This is a genomic window from Stenotrophomonas sp. LARHCG68, assembly GCF_052871705.1.
Map to the genome: position 1 here is coordinate 324,323 of NZ_JBIXJV010000003.1, position 16,364 is coordinate 340,686.

Annotated in this window: 17 protein-coding genes; 10 read left to right on the forward strand and 7 right to left on the reverse strand. The window is 67.5% G+C overall.

Going from position 1 to position 16,364, the window contains the following annotated elements; translation table 11 throughout:
• Position 1: 1 nt before the first annotated feature.
• Positions 2-1,420, forward strand: a complete 1,419-nt coding sequence (locus tag ACIPR8_RS12615; protein WP_446541250.1) for an efflux transporter outer membrane subunit — start codon at positions 2-4, stop codon at positions 1,418-1,420.
• A gap of 658 nt (positions 1,421-2,078) precedes the next feature.
• Here the strand turns inward: ACIPR8_RS12615 and arsH are convergent.
• On the reverse strand, positions 2,079-2,825 hold the full coding sequence (gene arsH, locus ACIPR8_RS12620; protein ID WP_446541251.1) for an arsenical resistance protein ArsH: 747 nt from the start codon (positions 2,823-2,825) through the stop codon (positions 2,079-2,081).
• Between the two features lie 17 nt (positions 2,826-2,842).
• Between arsH and ACIPR8_RS12625 the strand changes: the two genes are divergently transcribed.
• From ACIPR8_RS12625 to arsB, 4 genes are all read left to right on the forward strand, one after another.
• A complete protein-coding gene (locus ACIPR8_RS12625) occupies positions 2,843-3,172 on the forward strand; it encodes an ArsR/SmtB family transcription factor (protein ID WP_446541252.1) in 330 nt (109 codons plus the stop codon).
• Between the two features lie 7 nt (positions 3,173-3,179).
• Positions 3,180-3,623 carry an arsenic resistance N-acetyltransferase ArsN2 gene (gene arsN2, locus ACIPR8_RS12630; RefSeq protein WP_446541253.1) on the forward strand — a complete coding sequence of 148 codons (444 nt, stop codon included), beginning with the start codon at positions 3,180-3,182 and terminating at the stop codon, positions 3,621-3,623.
• Positions 3,624-3,714: 91 nt separating this feature from the next.
• Positions 3,715-4,233 (forward strand): arsenate reductase ArsC, encoded by a 519-nt coding sequence (locus tag ACIPR8_RS12635; RefSeq protein ID WP_446541254.1) that lies wholly within the window; start codon positions 3,715-3,717, stop codon positions 4,231-4,233.
• A gap of 13 nt (positions 4,234-4,246) precedes the next feature.
• The gene (arsB, locus tag ACIPR8_RS12640; protein WP_446541410.1) at positions 4,247-5,284 is read left to right on the forward strand and encodes an ACR3 family arsenite efflux transporter; all 1,038 of its coding nucleotides are present in this window, start codon (positions 4,247-4,249) and stop codon (positions 5,282-5,284) included.
• A gap of 318 nt (positions 5,285-5,602) precedes the next feature.
• Here the strand turns inward: arsB and ACIPR8_RS12645 are convergent, their stop codons facing one another.
• A complete protein-coding gene (locus ACIPR8_RS12645) occupies positions 5,603-6,820 on the reverse strand; it encodes an MFS transporter (protein ID WP_192286414.1) in 1,218 nt (405 codons plus the stop codon).
• Between the two features lie 73 nt (positions 6,821-6,893).
• Here ACIPR8_RS12645 and ACIPR8_RS12650 point away from each other — a divergent pair, with 73 nt between their 5' ends.
• Positions 6,894-7,691, forward strand: coding sequence for an AraC family transcriptional regulator (locus ACIPR8_RS12650; RefSeq protein WP_323438152.1), 798 nt, complete (start codon positions 6,894-6,896; stop codon positions 7,689-7,691).
• A gap of 106 nt (positions 7,692-7,797) precedes the next feature.
• Here ACIPR8_RS12650 and ACIPR8_RS12655 read toward each other — a convergent pair whose 3' ends face one another.
• The 5 genes from ACIPR8_RS12655 to gpmA form a co-directional block, all read right to left on the reverse strand.
• The gene (locus tag ACIPR8_RS12655; RefSeq protein WP_446541255.1) at positions 7,798-9,378 is read right to left on the reverse strand and encodes a serine hydrolase domain-containing protein; all 1,581 of its coding nucleotides are present in this window, start codon (positions 9,376-9,378) and stop codon (positions 7,798-7,800) included.
• 65 nt (positions 9,379-9,443) lie between these two features.
• Positions 9,444-10,247, reverse strand: a complete 804-nt coding sequence (locus ACIPR8_RS12660; RefSeq protein WP_446541256.1) for a helix-turn-helix domain-containing protein — start codon at positions 10,245-10,247, stop codon at positions 9,444-9,446.
• Positions 10,248-10,402: 155 nt separating this feature from the next.
• The gene (locus ACIPR8_RS12665) at positions 10,403-11,089 is read right to left on the reverse strand and encodes an alpha/beta hydrolase (protein WP_446541257.1); all 687 of its coding nucleotides are present in this window, start codon (positions 11,087-11,089) and stop codon (positions 10,403-10,405) included.
• 221 nt (positions 11,090-11,310) lie between these two features.
• Positions 11,311-12,240: an alpha/beta hydrolase gene (locus tag ACIPR8_RS12670; RefSeq protein ID WP_446541258.1), complete on the reverse strand. Its 930-nt coding sequence runs from the start codon at positions 12,238-12,240 to the stop codon at positions 11,311-11,313.
• Between the two features lie 111 nt (positions 12,241-12,351).
• The gene (gpmA, locus tag ACIPR8_RS12675; RefSeq protein WP_446541259.1) at positions 12,352-13,101 is read right to left on the reverse strand and encodes a 2,3-diphosphoglycerate-dependent phosphoglycerate mutase; all 750 of its coding nucleotides are present in this window, start codon (positions 13,099-13,101) and stop codon (positions 12,352-12,354) included.
• 98 nt (positions 13,102-13,199) lie between these two features.
• Between gpmA and nfi the strand changes: the two genes are divergently transcribed.
• The 4 genes from nfi to ACIPR8_RS12695 all read left to right on the forward strand — a co-directional run bounded on the left by nfi (position 13,200) and on the right by ACIPR8_RS12695 (position 16,342).
• The gene (gene nfi / locus ACIPR8_RS12680; RefSeq protein WP_192286420.1) at positions 13,200-13,856 is read left to right on the forward strand and encodes a deoxyribonuclease V; all 657 of its coding nucleotides are present in this window, start codon (positions 13,200-13,202) and stop codon (positions 13,854-13,856) included.
• A 120-nt stretch (positions 13,857-13,976) separates the two neighbouring features.
• Positions 13,977-14,840, forward strand: a complete 864-nt coding sequence (locus ACIPR8_RS12685) for a pirin family protein (RefSeq protein WP_132864652.1) — start codon at positions 13,977-13,979, stop codon at positions 14,838-14,840.
• Between the two features lie 86 nt (positions 14,841-14,926).
• The gene (gene aqpZ, locus ACIPR8_RS12690) at positions 14,927-15,646 is read left to right on the forward strand and encodes an aquaporin Z (protein ID WP_132864653.1); all 720 of its coding nucleotides are present in this window, start codon (positions 14,927-14,929) and stop codon (positions 15,644-15,646) included.
• Positions 15,647-15,877: 231 nt separating this feature from the next.
• Entirely contained in the window at positions 15,878-16,342 is a 465-nt protein-coding gene (locus ACIPR8_RS12695) for a hypothetical protein (RefSeq protein WP_132864654.1), read from the forward strand.
• Positions 16,343-16,364: the final 22 nt, after the last annotated feature.

The following is a 16,364-nucleotide window of genomic DNA, read 5'->3' on the forward strand; positions in this document are numbered from 1 at the left end:
CATGCTGCTGGCTGGCTGCCTGCTTGCACTGGCTGGATGCACCAGCATGGCACCGCGCTACACGCGGCCGGCCGCACCGGTCAGCGACACCCTTCCCGCGGGTGTTCCCGCCATTGCCAGTGACGCGGGCGCCGTGGTCGACCTGCCGTGGCGGCAGGTGTTCCTGGACACCCGCCTGCAGCAGGTGATCGCACTGGCGCTGGAGAACAACCGCGATCTACGCATCGCCCTGCTCAACATCGAAACGCAGCGTGCCCAGTACCGGATCCAGCGGGCTGCATCGTTGCCGTCGATCGATGCATCCGCCGCACAGTCACGCAGTCGCGGCACCGACGCCTCGGGACAAAGCGGCGTCAGCCGCAGTGCCAGCGCCGAGGTCGGCATTGCCAGTTGGGAACTGGATCTGTTCGGCCGCGTCCGTAGCCTCAAGGACCAGGCCCTGGAGAACTGGTTGGCCACCACGGAAACCCAGCGCGGTACCCGCCTGACGCTGGTTGCCGAGGTGGCGAGCGCATGGCTGACGCTTTGCGCCGACCAGCAACGGCTGGAACTGGCCCGGCAGACCCTGCACAACCAGCAACAGACACTGGCACTGACCCAGGAGCGTCATGCGCAGGGCATCGTCTCCGGGCTGGATCTGTCGCAGGTCGAGGCCAGCGTGCACAGCGCGCGCTCCGACGTAGCCAGCTATACCGTGCAGCTGGCACAGGACCGCACTGCATTGGAGCTGTTGGTCGGCACCCGCCTGGAAGCCCCCTTGCTGCCGTCCAGCGAAGCACTGGACAGCGCCGTGGCGCTGGCACCGATTCGGTCGGGTCTGGATTCACGGGTACTGCTGGACCGGCCCGACGTGCTGGCCGCCGAGCACGCCCTGAAGGCGGCCAATGCCAACATCGGCGCGGCACGTGCCGCCTTCTTCCCCAGCATCGCGCTCACCGCCAACACCGGCCGCAGCAGTGACGCGCTGTCCTCGCTGTTCAGCGGGGGCCAGCGCACCTGGTCGTTCATCCCCAGCATCAGCATCCCGATCTTCCATGCCGGTGCGCTCAAGGCCGAACTGGACGTCGCCACGCTCGGCAAGCACATCGAGGTTGCCCGCTACGAGAAGAGCATCCAGAGCGCCTTCGCCGAAGTCGCCGATGCCCTGGTCGCCCGCGCCAACCTCGATGAACAACTGGAGGCACAGCGCGCACTGGTCGCGGCCAACCAGCGCGGCTTCACCCTCGCCGACACCCGCTACCGCACCGGCGTGGACAGCTACCTCGAAGCACTGGACGCGCAGCGTTCGCTGTACAGCGCCCAGCAGGCGCAGATCACCCTGCAGCTGTCCGAAGCAAACAACCGGGTGACGCTGTACAAGGTGTTGGGCGGCGGCGCCGACGCACACACCACCGACATCGCCGCCGCCCCACCTCCGTAGGAACGGCTTCGGCCGCGAGGTCGCTGCCGTGTGATTGCCGAAGGCGCCCCGTCCAACGATGACGGGGCGACAGAAACCACCGCGTCGGTCACTTCCCCAGCTTCGGGGCGAACGCCGCTCCTACCCATCCGCGCCCTGTCCGCCCCCGTAGGAGCGGCTTCGGCCGCGAAGCCACAAACCAACGCCTGCATCCCCCGCCCCCTCCAGAAGCACCTGTCAAACGGCCAGCAATCTCCACGCGACCTGCGCTGCAGGTCTCGGATGATTCCTAGCCGATGCGCCCTTTGGGTGCGGCCGCAGCGATGGGAGCGGCAGCGCCGGCGCCTGCAACGGCATCAGCGGCGCATCAAACGCCATCACTGGCGTTTTTCCCGCCATCAAGGGCACTTCAACCTTCAGCCTTGGCGCTTTTTCCGGCATCGCTGACGCTTCAGGCGACACCAATGCCCCTTGAAGGGGCGTCGTGCAATCACAAGTGGCACGGATGGCCCCTCAAACCGCATCCGTGCCGCTTTTCCCGACGGACAACGCACGCTCAACGGGGGCATTGCCATGTCCGGCGATCCGCCACCGACCGCATCCTGCCAGCCCGGCCCGATGCCAGCGCCCCTTCCCAGGGTCGCCGGCATCCGCCCCCTTCGGCACGTTGCAGGAAGCGTCAGCCCTGCGTCGTCTCCACCGCGCCGGCGGCAAGCGCCAGTGCCGCAGCGGCGCTGGCGCCCTTGCGCTCGCTGTAGCGGTCAACCAGGTAGTCGCTGCGACCACGCACCAACAGCGTGAACTTCATCAGCTCCTCCATCACATCCACCACGCGATCGTAGTAGGGCGAAGGACGCATGCGTCCGTTTTCGTCAAACTCCTGCCAGGCCTTTGGGACCGAAGACTGGTTGGGGATGGTGACCATGCGCATCCAGCGCCCCAACACGCGCAATGCGTTGACCACATTGAACGATTGCGAACCGCCGCATACCTGCATGACCGCCAGCGTGCGGCCCTGGGTAGGACGTACGCTGCCTTCTTCCAACGGCAGCCAGTCGATCTGGTTCTTGAACACACCCGTCAAGGTGCCGTGGCGCTCCGGTGACACCCATACCTGGCCTTCGGACCACTGCGACCACTCCCGCAGTTGCCGCACCTTGGGATGGTCCTTGTCGCAACTGTCGAGCATCGGCAGCCCGTGTGGATCAAAGACGCGCGTCTCTGCCCCCAGTTGCAGGAGGACACGCTCCGCCTCCAGCGCCAGCTTGCGACTGAACGATTGCGGGCGCAGCGAGCCGTACAGCAGCAGGATGCGTGGCCGATGCAAGCCATCGGAGGCTGCCCGCAACCCACCGTCCGGGACCGGTAGCAGATCGAGGTTGATGTTGGGCAGGGCGTCAATTGGGGATTGCTGATCGATATTCATTCCATTATTCTAGAATTATGGAAACGAATCAGGCAATCGCCGCCCTTACCGCGCTCGGCCACGGCACCCGGCTGGCTGCATTCCGCCTGTTGGTGGAGGCCGGCCCCGACGGCCGCATGGCCGGTGAAATCGCCGAATCCCTGGCCGTCCCCAACGCCACCCTTTCCTTCCACCTGAAGGAACTGCTGCATGCAGGCCTGGTGCAGAGCGAAAGCGTCGGACGCAATGTCTGTTACCGCGCCGACTACACCGCCATGAACGCGTTGATGACCTACCTCACCCACAACTGTTGCGCCGGCTCGCCCGGCAGCCGCTGTGCCCCCGCCCCCACAAACTCCTGCTGCTGAGGCGCCCATGCCCGCCCGCATCCGCGCTCCTCACCCGACCGACCTGCCCCGGCTGGTGGCGCTGCTTGCCGCCGCCGGGCTGCCGGTCGATGACCTGGCAACGGGACAGATCGACTTTCTCGTCGCCATGGAGGATGGGCAACTGCTCGGCATCATCGGCGTGGAAGCCGTACCACCGGATGGCCTGCTCCGTTCGTTGGCGGTGGCTCCCGGTGCACGCGGCAGTGGACTCGGCGCGCGCCTGCTGCAGGCCATGGAGGCACATGCCGCCGCGCGCGGCGTCCGCCGCCTGACACTGCTGACCACCACGGCCGCACCGTTCTTCCAGCAGCGTGGCTATCAGCCCGTGCCGCGGGCCGATGTCGCCCCGGCCATCCAGGCCACCGCCGAGTTCCGCAGCCTCTGCCCGGCCTCGGCGACCTGCATGCACAAGCACCTGGCCGTGGATTGAACACCCAGCCGAGGCCGTTCATCGCCGACCGGCATCCGGCATCCATCCGCTGCACCCGTTGAAACCCGACTCTTTCCCTGACGGACACGCCATGAGCATCAACGTTCTCTTCCTGTGCACCGGCAACAGTGCCCGTAGTGTGCTGGCCGAAGCCACCCTGCGGGCCTGGGGCGGCAACCGTTTCGTCGCATTCAGTGCGGGTAGCCAGCCCACCGGCACGGTCAATCCATTCGCCTTGGCCCAGTTGTCCGCGGAAGGCATTGCCACCGCCGGCCTGCGCAGCAAGTCCTGGGACGAGTTCACGCAACCCGATGCCCCCCGCATGGACCTGGTCATCACGGTCTGTGATTCGGCCGCCGCTGAAACCTGTCCGGTGGTGTTCGGCGACTTCCTGCGTGCCCATTGGGGACTGCCGGATCCGGCGGCGGTGGAAGGCAGTGACGATGAAAAGCGCGCGGCATTCGCGCTGGCGCATGCCGTGGTAAAGGCCCGGCTGTTGGCGCTGCTTGCCGTCCCAGCGACGCAATGGCAGGACCGCCTGCTGCTCCAGCACGCCCTTGATGGCATCGGGCAGGTGCAGCCGGAAATGGGACGCCGGGACAATGGCTGAGGGCACCGCCCGGCTGGGCCTGTTCGAGCGTTACCTGACCTTGTGGGTGGCGGTGTGCATCGCCGTTGGCACCGGTCTGGGGCACATGTTCCCCGGGGCATTCGCGCAGTTGGGCGCGCTGGAAGTGGCGCGCGTGAACCTACCGGTCGCCGTGCTGATCTGGCTGATGATCATCCCGATGCTGTTGAAGGTGGACTTCGGGGCGATGCGCCAGGTGGGCCAGCACTGGCGGGGTATCGGCGTCACCCTCTTCATCAACTGGGCCGTCAAGCCGTTCTCGATGGCGTTGCTGGGCGGTCTGTTCCTGCGCCACGTCTTCGCCGCATGGCTGCCACCTGGGCAGGTGGACTCCTACATGGCGGGGCTGATCCTGCTGGCGGCCGCGCCGTGCACCGCGATGGTGTTCGTCTGGAGCAACCTGTGCCGGGGCGATGCCAACTTCACCCTGAGCCAGGTCGCGCTCAACGACGCGATCATGGTGCTGGCCTTCGCGCCCCTGGTGGCCGTGTTGCTGGGCCTGTCGTCGATCACCGTGCCATGGGCGACACTGGCGCTTTCGGTCTCCCTGTACATCCTGCTGCCGGTCGCGGTGGCCACGTTGCTGCGACGCTGGCTGCTCGCGCGCGGCGGCCCGCCCAGGCTGCAGCAGGTACTGCAGCGGCTGGCACCCGTATCGCTGCTGGCACTGCTGGCCACGCTGGTGCTGCTGTTCGGCTTCCAGGGCCGGCAGATCATCGAGCAGCCACTGGTCATTGCCATCCTCGCCGTGCCCATCCTGTTGCAGGTTTATTTCAACGCCGGGCTCGCCTACCTGCTCAACCGGCGTCTCGGTGTTGCCCACTGCGTGGCCGGACCATCGGCATTGATCGGCGCCAGCAACTTCTTCGAGCTGGCCGTCGCCGCAGCGGTCAGCCTGTTCGGCGTGCACTCCGGCGCCGCGCTGGCGACCGTGGTCGGCGTGTTGATTGAAGTACCGGTGATGCTGACCGTGGTGGCCATCGTCAACCGCTCGCGTCGCTGGTATGACGCGGGAGCCATCCCTCGACCCTAGCGTGCCTGGCGGTTCACGCTGTTCCTGCAAGGAATGCATCCTGCGTAGGAGCGGCCTCGGCCGCGAGGCTGGTGGTGCTCGATCAATCGTGCGACCAGCAACCTCATGGTTGCTGGCAACACGGCCCTTCAACCACACCATGCTTCGCGACTGAAGCCGCTCCTGCAAGGAACGCCCCATCCACAGGAGCGGCCTTGGCCGCGAAATCTGCGCTGCCTGATCGGCAGTGCTGCCGGCATTCTCATGCTTGCCGGCAGCACTGCGCTTCAACTGCCGCGTGCGTCGCCGCTCGCGCCGTTCCTGCAAGCTCGCGCAGGATCAGTGACTGCGCCGATTCGGCAGGAACGCGGCCACCATGCCCAGCAATGGCAGGAACGAGATCACCTTGTAGACCCACAGGATGCTGGTGTGGTCGGCCAGCACGCCCAGTACCGCGGCACCCAGGCCGCCCATGCCGAACGCGAAGCCGAAGAACAGGCCCGAGACCGTGCCGATGCGATGCGGCATCAACTCCTGCGCGTACACCAGGATGGCCGAGAACGCCGAGGACAGCACGAAGCCGATGATCAAGGTCAGCACCGTCGTCCATTCCAGGTTCGCGTAGGGGAGCATCAACGCGAACGGCGCCACGCCCAGGATCGACGCCCAGATCACCGGCTTGCGACCAATGCGGTCACCTACCGGCCCGCCGATCAAGGTGCCCGCCGCCGAGGCCAGCAGGAAGCCGAACAGGTGCAACTGCGCGCTCTGCACCGACACGTGGAACTTCTGCATCAGGTAGAACGTGTAATAGCTGCTCAAGCCAGCGATGTAGAAGTACTTGCTGAAGATCAGCACCAGCAGGATCGCGATCACCCATGCCACCGTGCGCTTGGGCAGCAGCGACTCACTGCTTGCCATGCCCGCCTTTGGCTTGCTGGCGCTGACGACCAGGTGCTGCTGGTACCAGCGGCTGACATAGGTCAGCAAGCCGATGCCGATCAGCGCCGCGCCGCCGAACCAGGCGACGCTGCGCTGGCCGTTGGGAGCGATCACCGCTGCGGCCAGCAACGGCCCGATCGCCGTGCCGGCGTTGCCGCCCAGCTGGAACACCGACTGCGACAGCCCATGCCGCCCGCCCGAGGCCAACCGCGCGATGCGCGAGGATTCCGGGTGGAAGATGGCCGAACCGATGCCGACCAGCATCGCCGCGACCAGCACCGTGCTGAAGTTCGGCGCATAGGCCAGCAGCAACAGGCCGCACAGCGTGGAGGTCATGCCCATCGGCAGGGAGTACGGCGCCGGGCGCTTGTCGGTACGCAGGCCGATCAACGGCTGGAACAGCGAGGCGGTGAGTTGGTAGGTCAGGGTGATCATGCCCACCTGGGTGAAGCTCAGGTGGAACTGCGCCTTGAAGATCGGATACAGCGCCAGGATCAGCGACTGCATCATGTCGTTGACCAGGTGCGAACTGCTGATCGCCGCCAGCACGCCGACGGCGGCCGGGCGCCGCGCAGGGGTACTGGAAGCGGCCACGGGTGGAGCGGTGGAGGACATGGCGTTACCACGGAAAGAGGGGAGCCGGCGCATGGTAGAGTCGCTCGCTACGCCCTTCCTGCGCGATATGGTCATGCACCCTCTCGAAAAGGACACCGACAACCGCAAAGGCCGGCGCCTGCCGCTGCCGGCGGGCCCGGAGACGGCGGTGTATTGCAGGGCACGGGACTACGAGGCGGACACGCTGATCCCGCTGCACCACCACCCCGATCGCCACCAGCTCGTGTATGCCGAGACCGGCGTGCTGGTCGTGCGCGCCGGCATGGGCCGCTGGGTGGTGCCCAGCACCCGTGCAATCTGGATGCCGGCCGGTACCGGCCACCAGGTGCATTGCATCGGCCAGGTGCAGATGCGCAGCCTCTACGTCACGCCGGCCGCGATGCGGCAGCCGCCCGCCGGCCCATCGGCGGTCTCGGTCACGCCGTTGTTGGCGGCACTGATCCGCGCAGCGGCCAGCGTGCAGCAGCCCTATGTGGAGGATTCACGCGACGGCCGGGTGATGCGCCTGATCCTGGACGAGATGCAGACCCTGCCAGTGCTGCCGCTGCACCTGCCCGAGCCGAAGGACGCGCGTCTGCGCATGATCGGCCGGCAGCTGGAGCGACACCCGGACGATGCGTCCACCCTGCACGACTGGGCGCAGCGCCTGCAGGTCGACGTCAAGACGATCCAGCGCCTGTGCACGCGCGAGCTGGGCATGACCTTCGGCCAATGGCGCCAGCAGGCACGGCTGCTGCGCGCACTGGAGCGGCTGGCGGTCGGCGAGAAGGTCATCGACGTGGCCCTCGCATTGGGCTACGAAAGCCCGAGCGCGTTCACCACCATGTTCAAGCGTCGCTTCGGCCTGACCCCCAGCCAGTTCTTCCGCTGACGCCGCCGACAGGAGTGGCTTCAACCCCGAAGCTCGTGGGCGTGCCGCCGATGCGATTGCAAACTGAGGCGTTGAGGCGCCATCGGCTTCGCGACTGACGTCGCGCCTACGAGGGCGCATCGGTGTGCATTGCCGGCGGGGGCGGCGGTTGCTTCATGTAACGTTCGCCGTCGTATTCGAAACCGCTGATCTGGCCCTGTCCGTCGCGCAGGAACTGCAGGGGCTCCGGTGCGTCCAGCGGCCCGCCCTGCGCGCCAAACAGGTCCACGGTCGCCGGTTGCAGCTCACGCGCGAGCGCTCCCATCTGCAGGTGCAGGGCATGCCCCGTCTCGGTGACCGCCGCCTCCACCGGCAGGCGCTCGGCACGGAACCGTGCCGTGTACGCGGCACGCACCCCGGCGTCTGGCTGCCATGCCCAGCCCTGCCACCGCGCCTGTGCGCGTTCCTTGGCCTGGCGCGCCTGCAGCCCGGCCAACTGCTCGGCCACCCGCGTCGGGTACACCTGCCGGCGTGTCCGCGCCCAGGTGTCCGCCTCCGGGTGGTCCACCAGGTACTGGAAGAACTGCACCACCGTGCGCGAGGTGAACCAGCCGGTGGCGTTGTCGGAATTGGAGAACACCCCGATGCCCACGCCCAGGTCCGGCGAGAACGCCATCATGCTGCGCGCACCGGTGTAGCTGCCGCCATGGATGTACAGCGTATGCCCCTCGAAGTCGCAGACGTTCCAGCCGAATGCATAGCCGTGGCAGGGAAGCTCATAGGCGTTGCGGGCCTTCGGGTCGACCTGCACGCCGATGGCATGTGCCTTGTCGACCACCCCGGGCGCGATTGAGGGTGGCAACGTCCCGCCCAGCTGCAGCCGCAGCCAGCGGCCCAGGTCGCGCGGCGAGGTCATCACGCCGCCGGCCGAATGCATGATGGCGTCCGGCTTCGGTGCCACCACCTGCCACCCCCGCCCTTCCCCCAGCCACTGATGGTTGTAGGCCAACTGGGCGGGATCGAACACCGAGGTGCGCGCGGCGGTCTCACGCATTCCCAGCGGCGTGAACACCAGTTCCTGCAACCAGTCCTGCCAGTGCCTGCCGGTACGCTGGTACAGGAGGGCGGCGTAGATGTTGTAGCCCAGGTTGTCGTAGTCGAAGCCGGCCGGCCGCGCCGTCGCCAGCGTGGCAAGCAACTGCGGGTACAGCACGGGGTCCGGCGCGCCGATGTAGGCCTCCATCGTGGTGAGCGCATCGGCATGCAGCGGCACGCGGTGATTGAGCAGGTCGGCCAGGGTCCACGCCGCGGGATCCACGCCGTCGGGCAGGCGCAGCTGCGGCCAGTGATCGGCCAGGGTGCTGTCCAGGCGCAGCACGCCGCGTTGATCAAGCAGGTGTGCCAGCAAGCCCATGTACGACTTGGTCTGCGAGGCGACGTACATCGGCGTGTGCATCGTCAAGGGCGCGCCGCTGGCGGTGTTGCGCTGGCCGCGGGTGTAACCGAGCAGTTGCCGGTCACGATCCACCACCACGACCGCGTAGCCCGGCCCCAAGCCGGGGATGCCATCAAGGAAGCCCTGCAGACGCCGCGACGCCTGCTCCGGTGTCGCCGCCGTAGCCGACAGCGCGGTCGCGGCGACAAGCAGCAGGCACAACTGGCAGCGATGGAGGAAGCGGTGGCGCATGGTGCGATTCCACGGGGACATGCGGCGATGCTGCAGCGGCGAAGGGGCCGGCGTATTGAACGGATCGAACCTGCGCGCCCTTCCAATCAAGCGCGCAACACCCTGGCCAGGCGTGCCGGTGTCAGGCCACTGTATTGGCGCGCTACGCGGCTCAGGTGCGCCTGGTCGGCAAAGCCGGCCTGGCATGCCGCCGCTGACAGCGACTGGCCGGCCGCCAGCAGCGGCAGTGCACGCTGCAGTTGCGCGCGCAGCCGGAACGCCGAGGGCGCGCAGCCCATCCAGCGCGCGAATGCACGCGCGAAATACACCGGGTGCAACCCGTGTTCCTGCGCCAGCGCCGTCACCGGCACCGCTTCCTCGCCCAGGCGCTCGCACGCCAATGCCAGCCAGCGCGGCGGCGTTCCCGCTGGCCGTTGATCCACCTGGACCATCATCGCCAGCAGCTCCCACAGGCGCGCTTCCATCTCCTCTGCAGGAAATCCTCCCCCTGTCAGCTGCGCCAGCGTGGAGCCGCCCCGTGCCAGCATCGCCGGTGCCGCACGCTCGCGCCACTGCCAGCCCCCGTCAACGCCAAGCTCCCTCTCCAGATCGAACCGGCCCGGCAGATTGATGCCCAGGATCAACGCCCCGGACGGCCCGTAGTCATTGGCATGCACCTGCCCCGCCGGCTTCACGCCAACGGCCGATGTCGCCAGCCGCACTTCGCGATGTGGCGTCTGCTCGCCCAGCGTTCCGACCAACAGCAGCGAGAGCTGATGGCACTCATGCACGTGCCGCGACATGCGCAGTCCGGGCGCATACCACCCCACCCGCGCGGACAGCCGCTCACCCACGAACAACGTACGGCTGGCGCTGCCTGCCTGGGTTTGCGGTGATGGAAGCGACGGCATGGACGTGGGCAATCACCTCAGGGGTTCAAGCGCAGTCTAGTGAGCGCATGTCGCGCCGCGCCTGCCATTGGTCGTGGTGCCAGGCACCCCGCCGACGGGCAGCGCCCGGCGCGCAGGCCACTGGCGCCGTGTCACCGACGCCAGTGACCGCGGGATCACGCCTGCTGCGCGGCCTCATCGATCAGTGCCGCCACTTCCTGCGGATGCGACGCCAGCGATGCGTGGCTGGCCTCCAAGGTCAGCACGCGGCGCGGCTTGATGCGCCCGGACATCGCCCTCTGGTTCTCGGGGGCGATCATCCGGTCGCGGGTCGAAAGCTGGTACCAGCTCGGCTTGTGCCTCCAGGCCGGGTCGGTGATGGCGTCACCGAAGGTGCTGGCCAACGGTGCCTTCTGGGTCACGCCCATCACGAAGCCCTCCTCCGGCGACAGGTCCTGGCAGAAGCTCTCGTGGAACTTGGCCGGGTTCAACCACAGGTAACCATCGCTGTCCGGCGCAAGGTTCGGCGCGGCCTCGGGCAGGTGCTGCTGAGTGATGCCACCCGGGCTTTCACCGGCATCGGGGGCGAACGCGGCGATGAAGACCAGTGCCTTGACGTTGTCCAGATTGCCCGCCTGGCTGATCACCGCCCCGCCATAGGAGTGCCCCACCAGCACGACCGGGCCCTGCACCTGCGCCACCATCTTGCGGGTGCGCTCGGCGTCGTCGGCCAATGAGGTCAACGGGTTCTCGACCGCACGGATGTCGGTGTAGCCGAGCCGCTTCAACTCCAGGATGACCTTGGCCCAATGGGCGGCACCGCCCCAGAACCCATGGACCAATACCACTGCCGGCTTGTTCATGACGCTGTTTCCTGCGCTGGGGAAAGAGACCCTGGCACCGCTGCGCGCTGCCAAGGCAGGCACGACAGTGACGGAGTGCGCAATCTTTCAGCCCGGCCGTAAATGGCCCGTGAGGAATCGGCGGGGTAAACAAAAACCCGGCTTGCGCCGGGTTGCCGTGGCCATGCGCCCTGCGGCCGTGGCCTGCCCTGCCTGGCCGCCGCCGGTGGCGCCCCCTGCCCTCAGGGGAGGGAGGCCGGCTGCGCCAGCAGGTACTCCAGCCCCTGCATGAATCCGCGCGGCGCAACGGTCAGGTGGTCCTCGTCGTTGAGTACCTCCAGCTGCAACTGCAGCGATGCATAGCGGCGCGATGCCAACACCTTCTGCATCCGTCGTGCATCCTCGACCATGTCGGCGTCGCCACCGTGCGCCCGTGCCTCACGCTCACCGACGTACATGTAGATCCGTGCCGGCAGGTCACGATGCGCTGCAGCGAAGCGGCTCTCCTGACGCTCCATCACGTGCCGGTCGTACCAGTACGACGGGCTGCCGAGGATGTAGCCGGCGAACAGCTGTGGACGCTCGAACAGAATCTGGGTGCCCAGCAAGGCGCCGTAGGAGTGGCCGAGGAACAACCTGCGTTGTTCGTCGGTGCGGTAGTGCTGTGCGATGAACGGCAGTACCTGGCTGTCCAGATAGCCCAGATAGGAAGCACCGCCACCGTGCACGCTATCGGCGGGCGTGCCGCTGGGGGCGTTGGGAGTGGGCGTGTAGTCGCGGCGACGGCTGGGCATGCCGCCCTCGCCCTTCGCGTAGGACAGGCCCACCAGGATGAAGTCCTCGATGCGCGGGCCTTCCACGTTCAAGCGACGCGCCATCTGCCGGATCAACGGGAAGGCGTAATCCGCATCGGTGACGTAGAGCACCGGATAGCGCCGGTCCGGATTCTCGGCGTAACCGGCCGGCAAGGCGACGAACACCTGGTAGACACGGGCCGATACCGGGTCCGGCACATCCCACACTTCACTGCCGATGACTTCGTAGGGCTGGCCGCCACCACGTTGTGCGAGCTGTGCGGTTGCAGGTTGCGCCGGAACCACTGATGCGCTCTGTGCCAGCGCGCTCCCTGTCAGCAACAGGGCAAGACATCCTGCAATCACCTTCCGCTTCACGCTTCACTCCTGTGCATTTTCCGTGCCGGATCATGGCACAGGGCCAAGCACGGCCACAAAGCAGGACACCCGGCACGAGGCCGGGTGTCCAGGAGAAACGGGGGTGCCGGCTTACTTCGCCTTGCCCTGGTTGGCGACCGCTTCGGCCGCCTTCTTCGCCGCTTCCGGATCACCGAGGTAACGGAACGACTGCACGGTCAGGTCATCGTTCAATTCGAACAACAGCGGGATGCCGGTCGGGATGTTGAGCTCGAGGATTTCTTCCTTGCTCACGTTGTTGAGGTACTTGTACAGCGCGCGCAGCGAGTTGCCATGCGCGGTGACCAGCACGATCTTGCCGTCCTTCAACTGCGGGGCGATCGCGTCGTGCCAGTACGGCAGCACGCGGTCCAGCGTGGTGGCCAGCGATTCGGTGGCCGGCAGCGCGTTGCGGTCCAGGCCAGCGTAGCGGCGGTCATGGATCGGATGGCCCGGGTCTTCCAGGTCCATCGGCGGCGGCGGGATGTCGTAGGAACGGCGCCACACCTTGACCTGCTCCTCACCGTGCTTGGCGGCGGTCTCGGCCTTGTCCAGGCCCTGCAGGCCACCGTAGTGACGCTCGTTCAGGCGCCAGGACTTGTTGACCGGCAGCCAGTCCTGGCCCATCTCGGCCAGCGCCCCTTGCAGGGTGTGGATGGCGCGCTTGAGCACCGAGGTGTGGGCGACATCGAACTGCAGGCCCTCTTCCTTCATCAGGCGGCCGGCGGCGGCGGCCTCGCTGCGGCCCTGCTCGGTGAGATCCACGTCCACCCAACCGGTGAAACGATTGTCGAGGTTCCACTGGCTCTGGCCATGGCGCAACAGCACGAGTTTGCGGGTCACTGCGGATATCTCCGGGTTGGGGAAGGAAGGCCGTCGATTGTAGCCCGTCCCCCTGACCCCCGCCCCGTTGCGGGGCGGGAAGTGGCAGGCTTGGGGGCATGGACACGTCAACGCCCGCACCCGACTACGCGCGCCTGCGCCAGCAGCAACGCGAACTGGCGGCACAGGTCGAACTGGTCGATGCCTTCCAGGGCCTGCCTGGTCGCATCGCCGGCGTGGACACCGGCTTCGAGGAAGGCGGCAGCATCACCCGCTCGGCGGCGGTCCTGCTCGACGGCCAATCCCTGCAGCCCCTGCATTCGGCGCTGGCGCGTCGCCCGACCGCCCTGCCCTATATCCCCGGCCTGCTCAGCTTCCGTGAGCTGCCGGCCGCGCTGGAGGCGTTGGCGCAATTGCCCGCGCCGCCGGCACTGGTGATGGTGGACGGGCACGGCATCGCCCACCCGCGCGGGTTGGGCATCGCCGCGCACCTGGGTGTACTCACCGGCCTGCCCAGCATCGGCATCGGCAAGAGCCGCCTGGTCGGCGACTACGAGGAGCCGGGCCCGCAGCGCGGCGACCATTCGCCGCTGTTGTTCAAGGGCCGACAGGTGGGGTGGGTGCTGCGCAGCAAGCCGCGTTGCAAGCCACTGTTCGTCTCGCCCGGCCACCGGGTATCGGTGGCGCAATGCCTGCCGCTGGTAGTGGCCTGCCTGGCCGGCTACCGGTTGCCGGAGCCGACACGGCTGGCGGACCGCTTGGCGTCGCGACGGTAGCGGGCCTGGTCAAGGCGTGCCGCCGCCCCGGTGCAAAACAATCCGTTGCCGCACTGGTCACGACAGCCTCGCGCCGGGCATGCCATCCTCGCCCCCTCGGTCCACAGCCAAGGAGCAGCCATGACCACGATCATCAGCCCGCGCGTCCACGACCTGGGCGGCTTCCAGGTGCGTCGCGCCGTCCCCAGCCTGCAGGCGCGCAGCGTGGGGCCGTTCGTGTTCGTGGACCACATGGGGCCGGCCATCTTCACCCCCGGCGAAGGCATCGACGTCCGCCCGCACCCGCACATCGGCCTGGCCACGGTCACCTTCCTGTGGGCCGGCCAGATCGGGCACCGCGACACCCTGGGATCGGAGCAGGTCATCCGCCCGGGTGACGTCAACTGGATGACCGCCGGGCGTGGCATCGCCCACTCCGAGCGCACCCCGCTGGCCGCGCGCGAACACGAACAGGCCGTGCATGGCATGCAGACCTGGGTGGCGCTGCCCAGGAGCCACGAGGAAACCGACCCGGCCTTCTTCCATTTCGCCGCCGACCAGCTCCCGCAGCAGCGCCGTGACGGCGCCCTGCTGCGTGTCATCGCCGGGCGCGCCTACGGCGAGGAATCGCCGGTGAAGGTGTTCACCGACACCTTGAACGTCGCCATCGACCTGCAGCCCGGCGCCGAGGTGGACCTGGACACCTCGCACGTGCAGCGCGCGCTCTACATCCTGGAAGGCGACGCCCAACTTGACGGCACCGACATCCCCGCCCGGCACCTGGTCATCCCCGAGGCCAACGCGCGTGGCCGGCTGCGCGCCAAGACCCCGGTCAAGGCCATGCTGATGGGCGGCGAGCCGCTCGACGGCCCGCGCCACCTGTGGTGGAACTTCGTCTCCAGCTCCAAGGAACGCATCGAGCAGGCCAAGGACGACTGGAGCAATGGCCGCTTCGGCACCATCCCCGGCGACGACAAGGAGTTCATCCCGCTGCCGGCCCACTAGGCCGGATTAACGAATTCGATACGCAGCAACCAAATTACTTCCGTTATTTTCTGTACGCCCGTTACGGGTCTATCTTGGGGAACATCATGAGCATGGGTAAACGACTGGCAGCCGAATTCCTCGGCACCTTCTGGCTGGTCCTGGGCGGCTGCGGCAGCGCCGTGCTGGCCGCCAATTTCGGCGGTGACGGCAATCCGCTGGGGATCGGCTTCGTCGGCGTCGCACTGGCCTTCGGCCTCACCGTACTGACCGGCGCCTATGCGTTCGGCCATGTTTCCGGCGCGCACTTCAACCCGGCGGTGAGCATCGGCCTGTGGGCCGGCGGGCGCTTCTCCGGCAAGGACCTGCTGCCCTACATCGTGGCCCAGGTGCTCGGCGGCATCGTCGCGGCCTTCATCCTGCTGCAGATCGCCCAGGGCAACCCGAGCTTCGTGATCGATGGCAGCCAGGCCGGCGCGTTCGCCAGCAATGGCTACGGCGCGCTGTCGCCGGGCGGCTACACCGTCGCGGCCGCCTTCCTGTGCGAAGTGGTGCTGACCGCGGTGTTCCTGGTGGTGATCATGGGCGCCACCCATGGCCGTGCGCCGGCGGGCTTCGCCCCGATCGCCATTGGCCTGGCCCTGACCCTGATCCACCTGATCAGCATCCCGGTCACCAACACCTCGGTGAACCCGGCCCGCTCCACCGCGGTGGCGGTGTTTGCCGGCTCCGGCGCGCTTAGCCAGCTGTGGCTGTTCTGGGTCGCCCCGATCCTGGGCGCCCTGATCGGCGGCCTGGCCTACAAGTGGATCGGCAGCGACAAGTAAGCCGCCCTTCCCGCACCAACCGACAAACGGCCCCACATGGGGCCGTTTCTTTTGTAACCATCCATCCTTTGCATGCGGTGGCACTTCTGTAATACCGTCGGTACCAGCCGCCGAACATGAAGGGAACATGAAGGGCGAAGGGGGTCAACGCCCACGGCCGGCAACGCTTTCAACTCTGTCCAAACAACCATCGTCGGCGCCGTCCGGCCGATGTTTCATGGGGAATGTGAAGTGAAGACCGCCTGTTTCGTTTCCGCAGCACTGCTGCTCGCCGCCAGCGCCACCGCCGCCGCGCAAAGCACCGCGCAATGCCCTTCCCTGCCCTCGGACAGTGGCCTGCACTGGGAACAGCAGGCGCAGACCGACTTCATCGTCTGCAAGGCCACCACCGAAGACGGCCGTCCGGTACTCAACATGATGCTGACCCCGCGTGATCCGGACATGCTGCTCAACCGCTCGTTGCGCGCGGAGAAGGGCAGCTTCGCCGGCGAGAGCCTGCATTGGTACAAGCTGGACATGGGCGGCCGCGACCTGCCGGGGCTGGAGTCGCGCCGCATCACCGTGGTCAAGCTGGACAAGAACCGCTACGCGCAGATCTGGATCGATGCGGCCGATACCGGCGAACTGGGCAACCTGCAGGCACTCACGCAGACGTTGAACCTCAACCCGTCGACACTGGCCGGCGGCGACCACTGAGGCCGCCTCCCGGCGATGACCG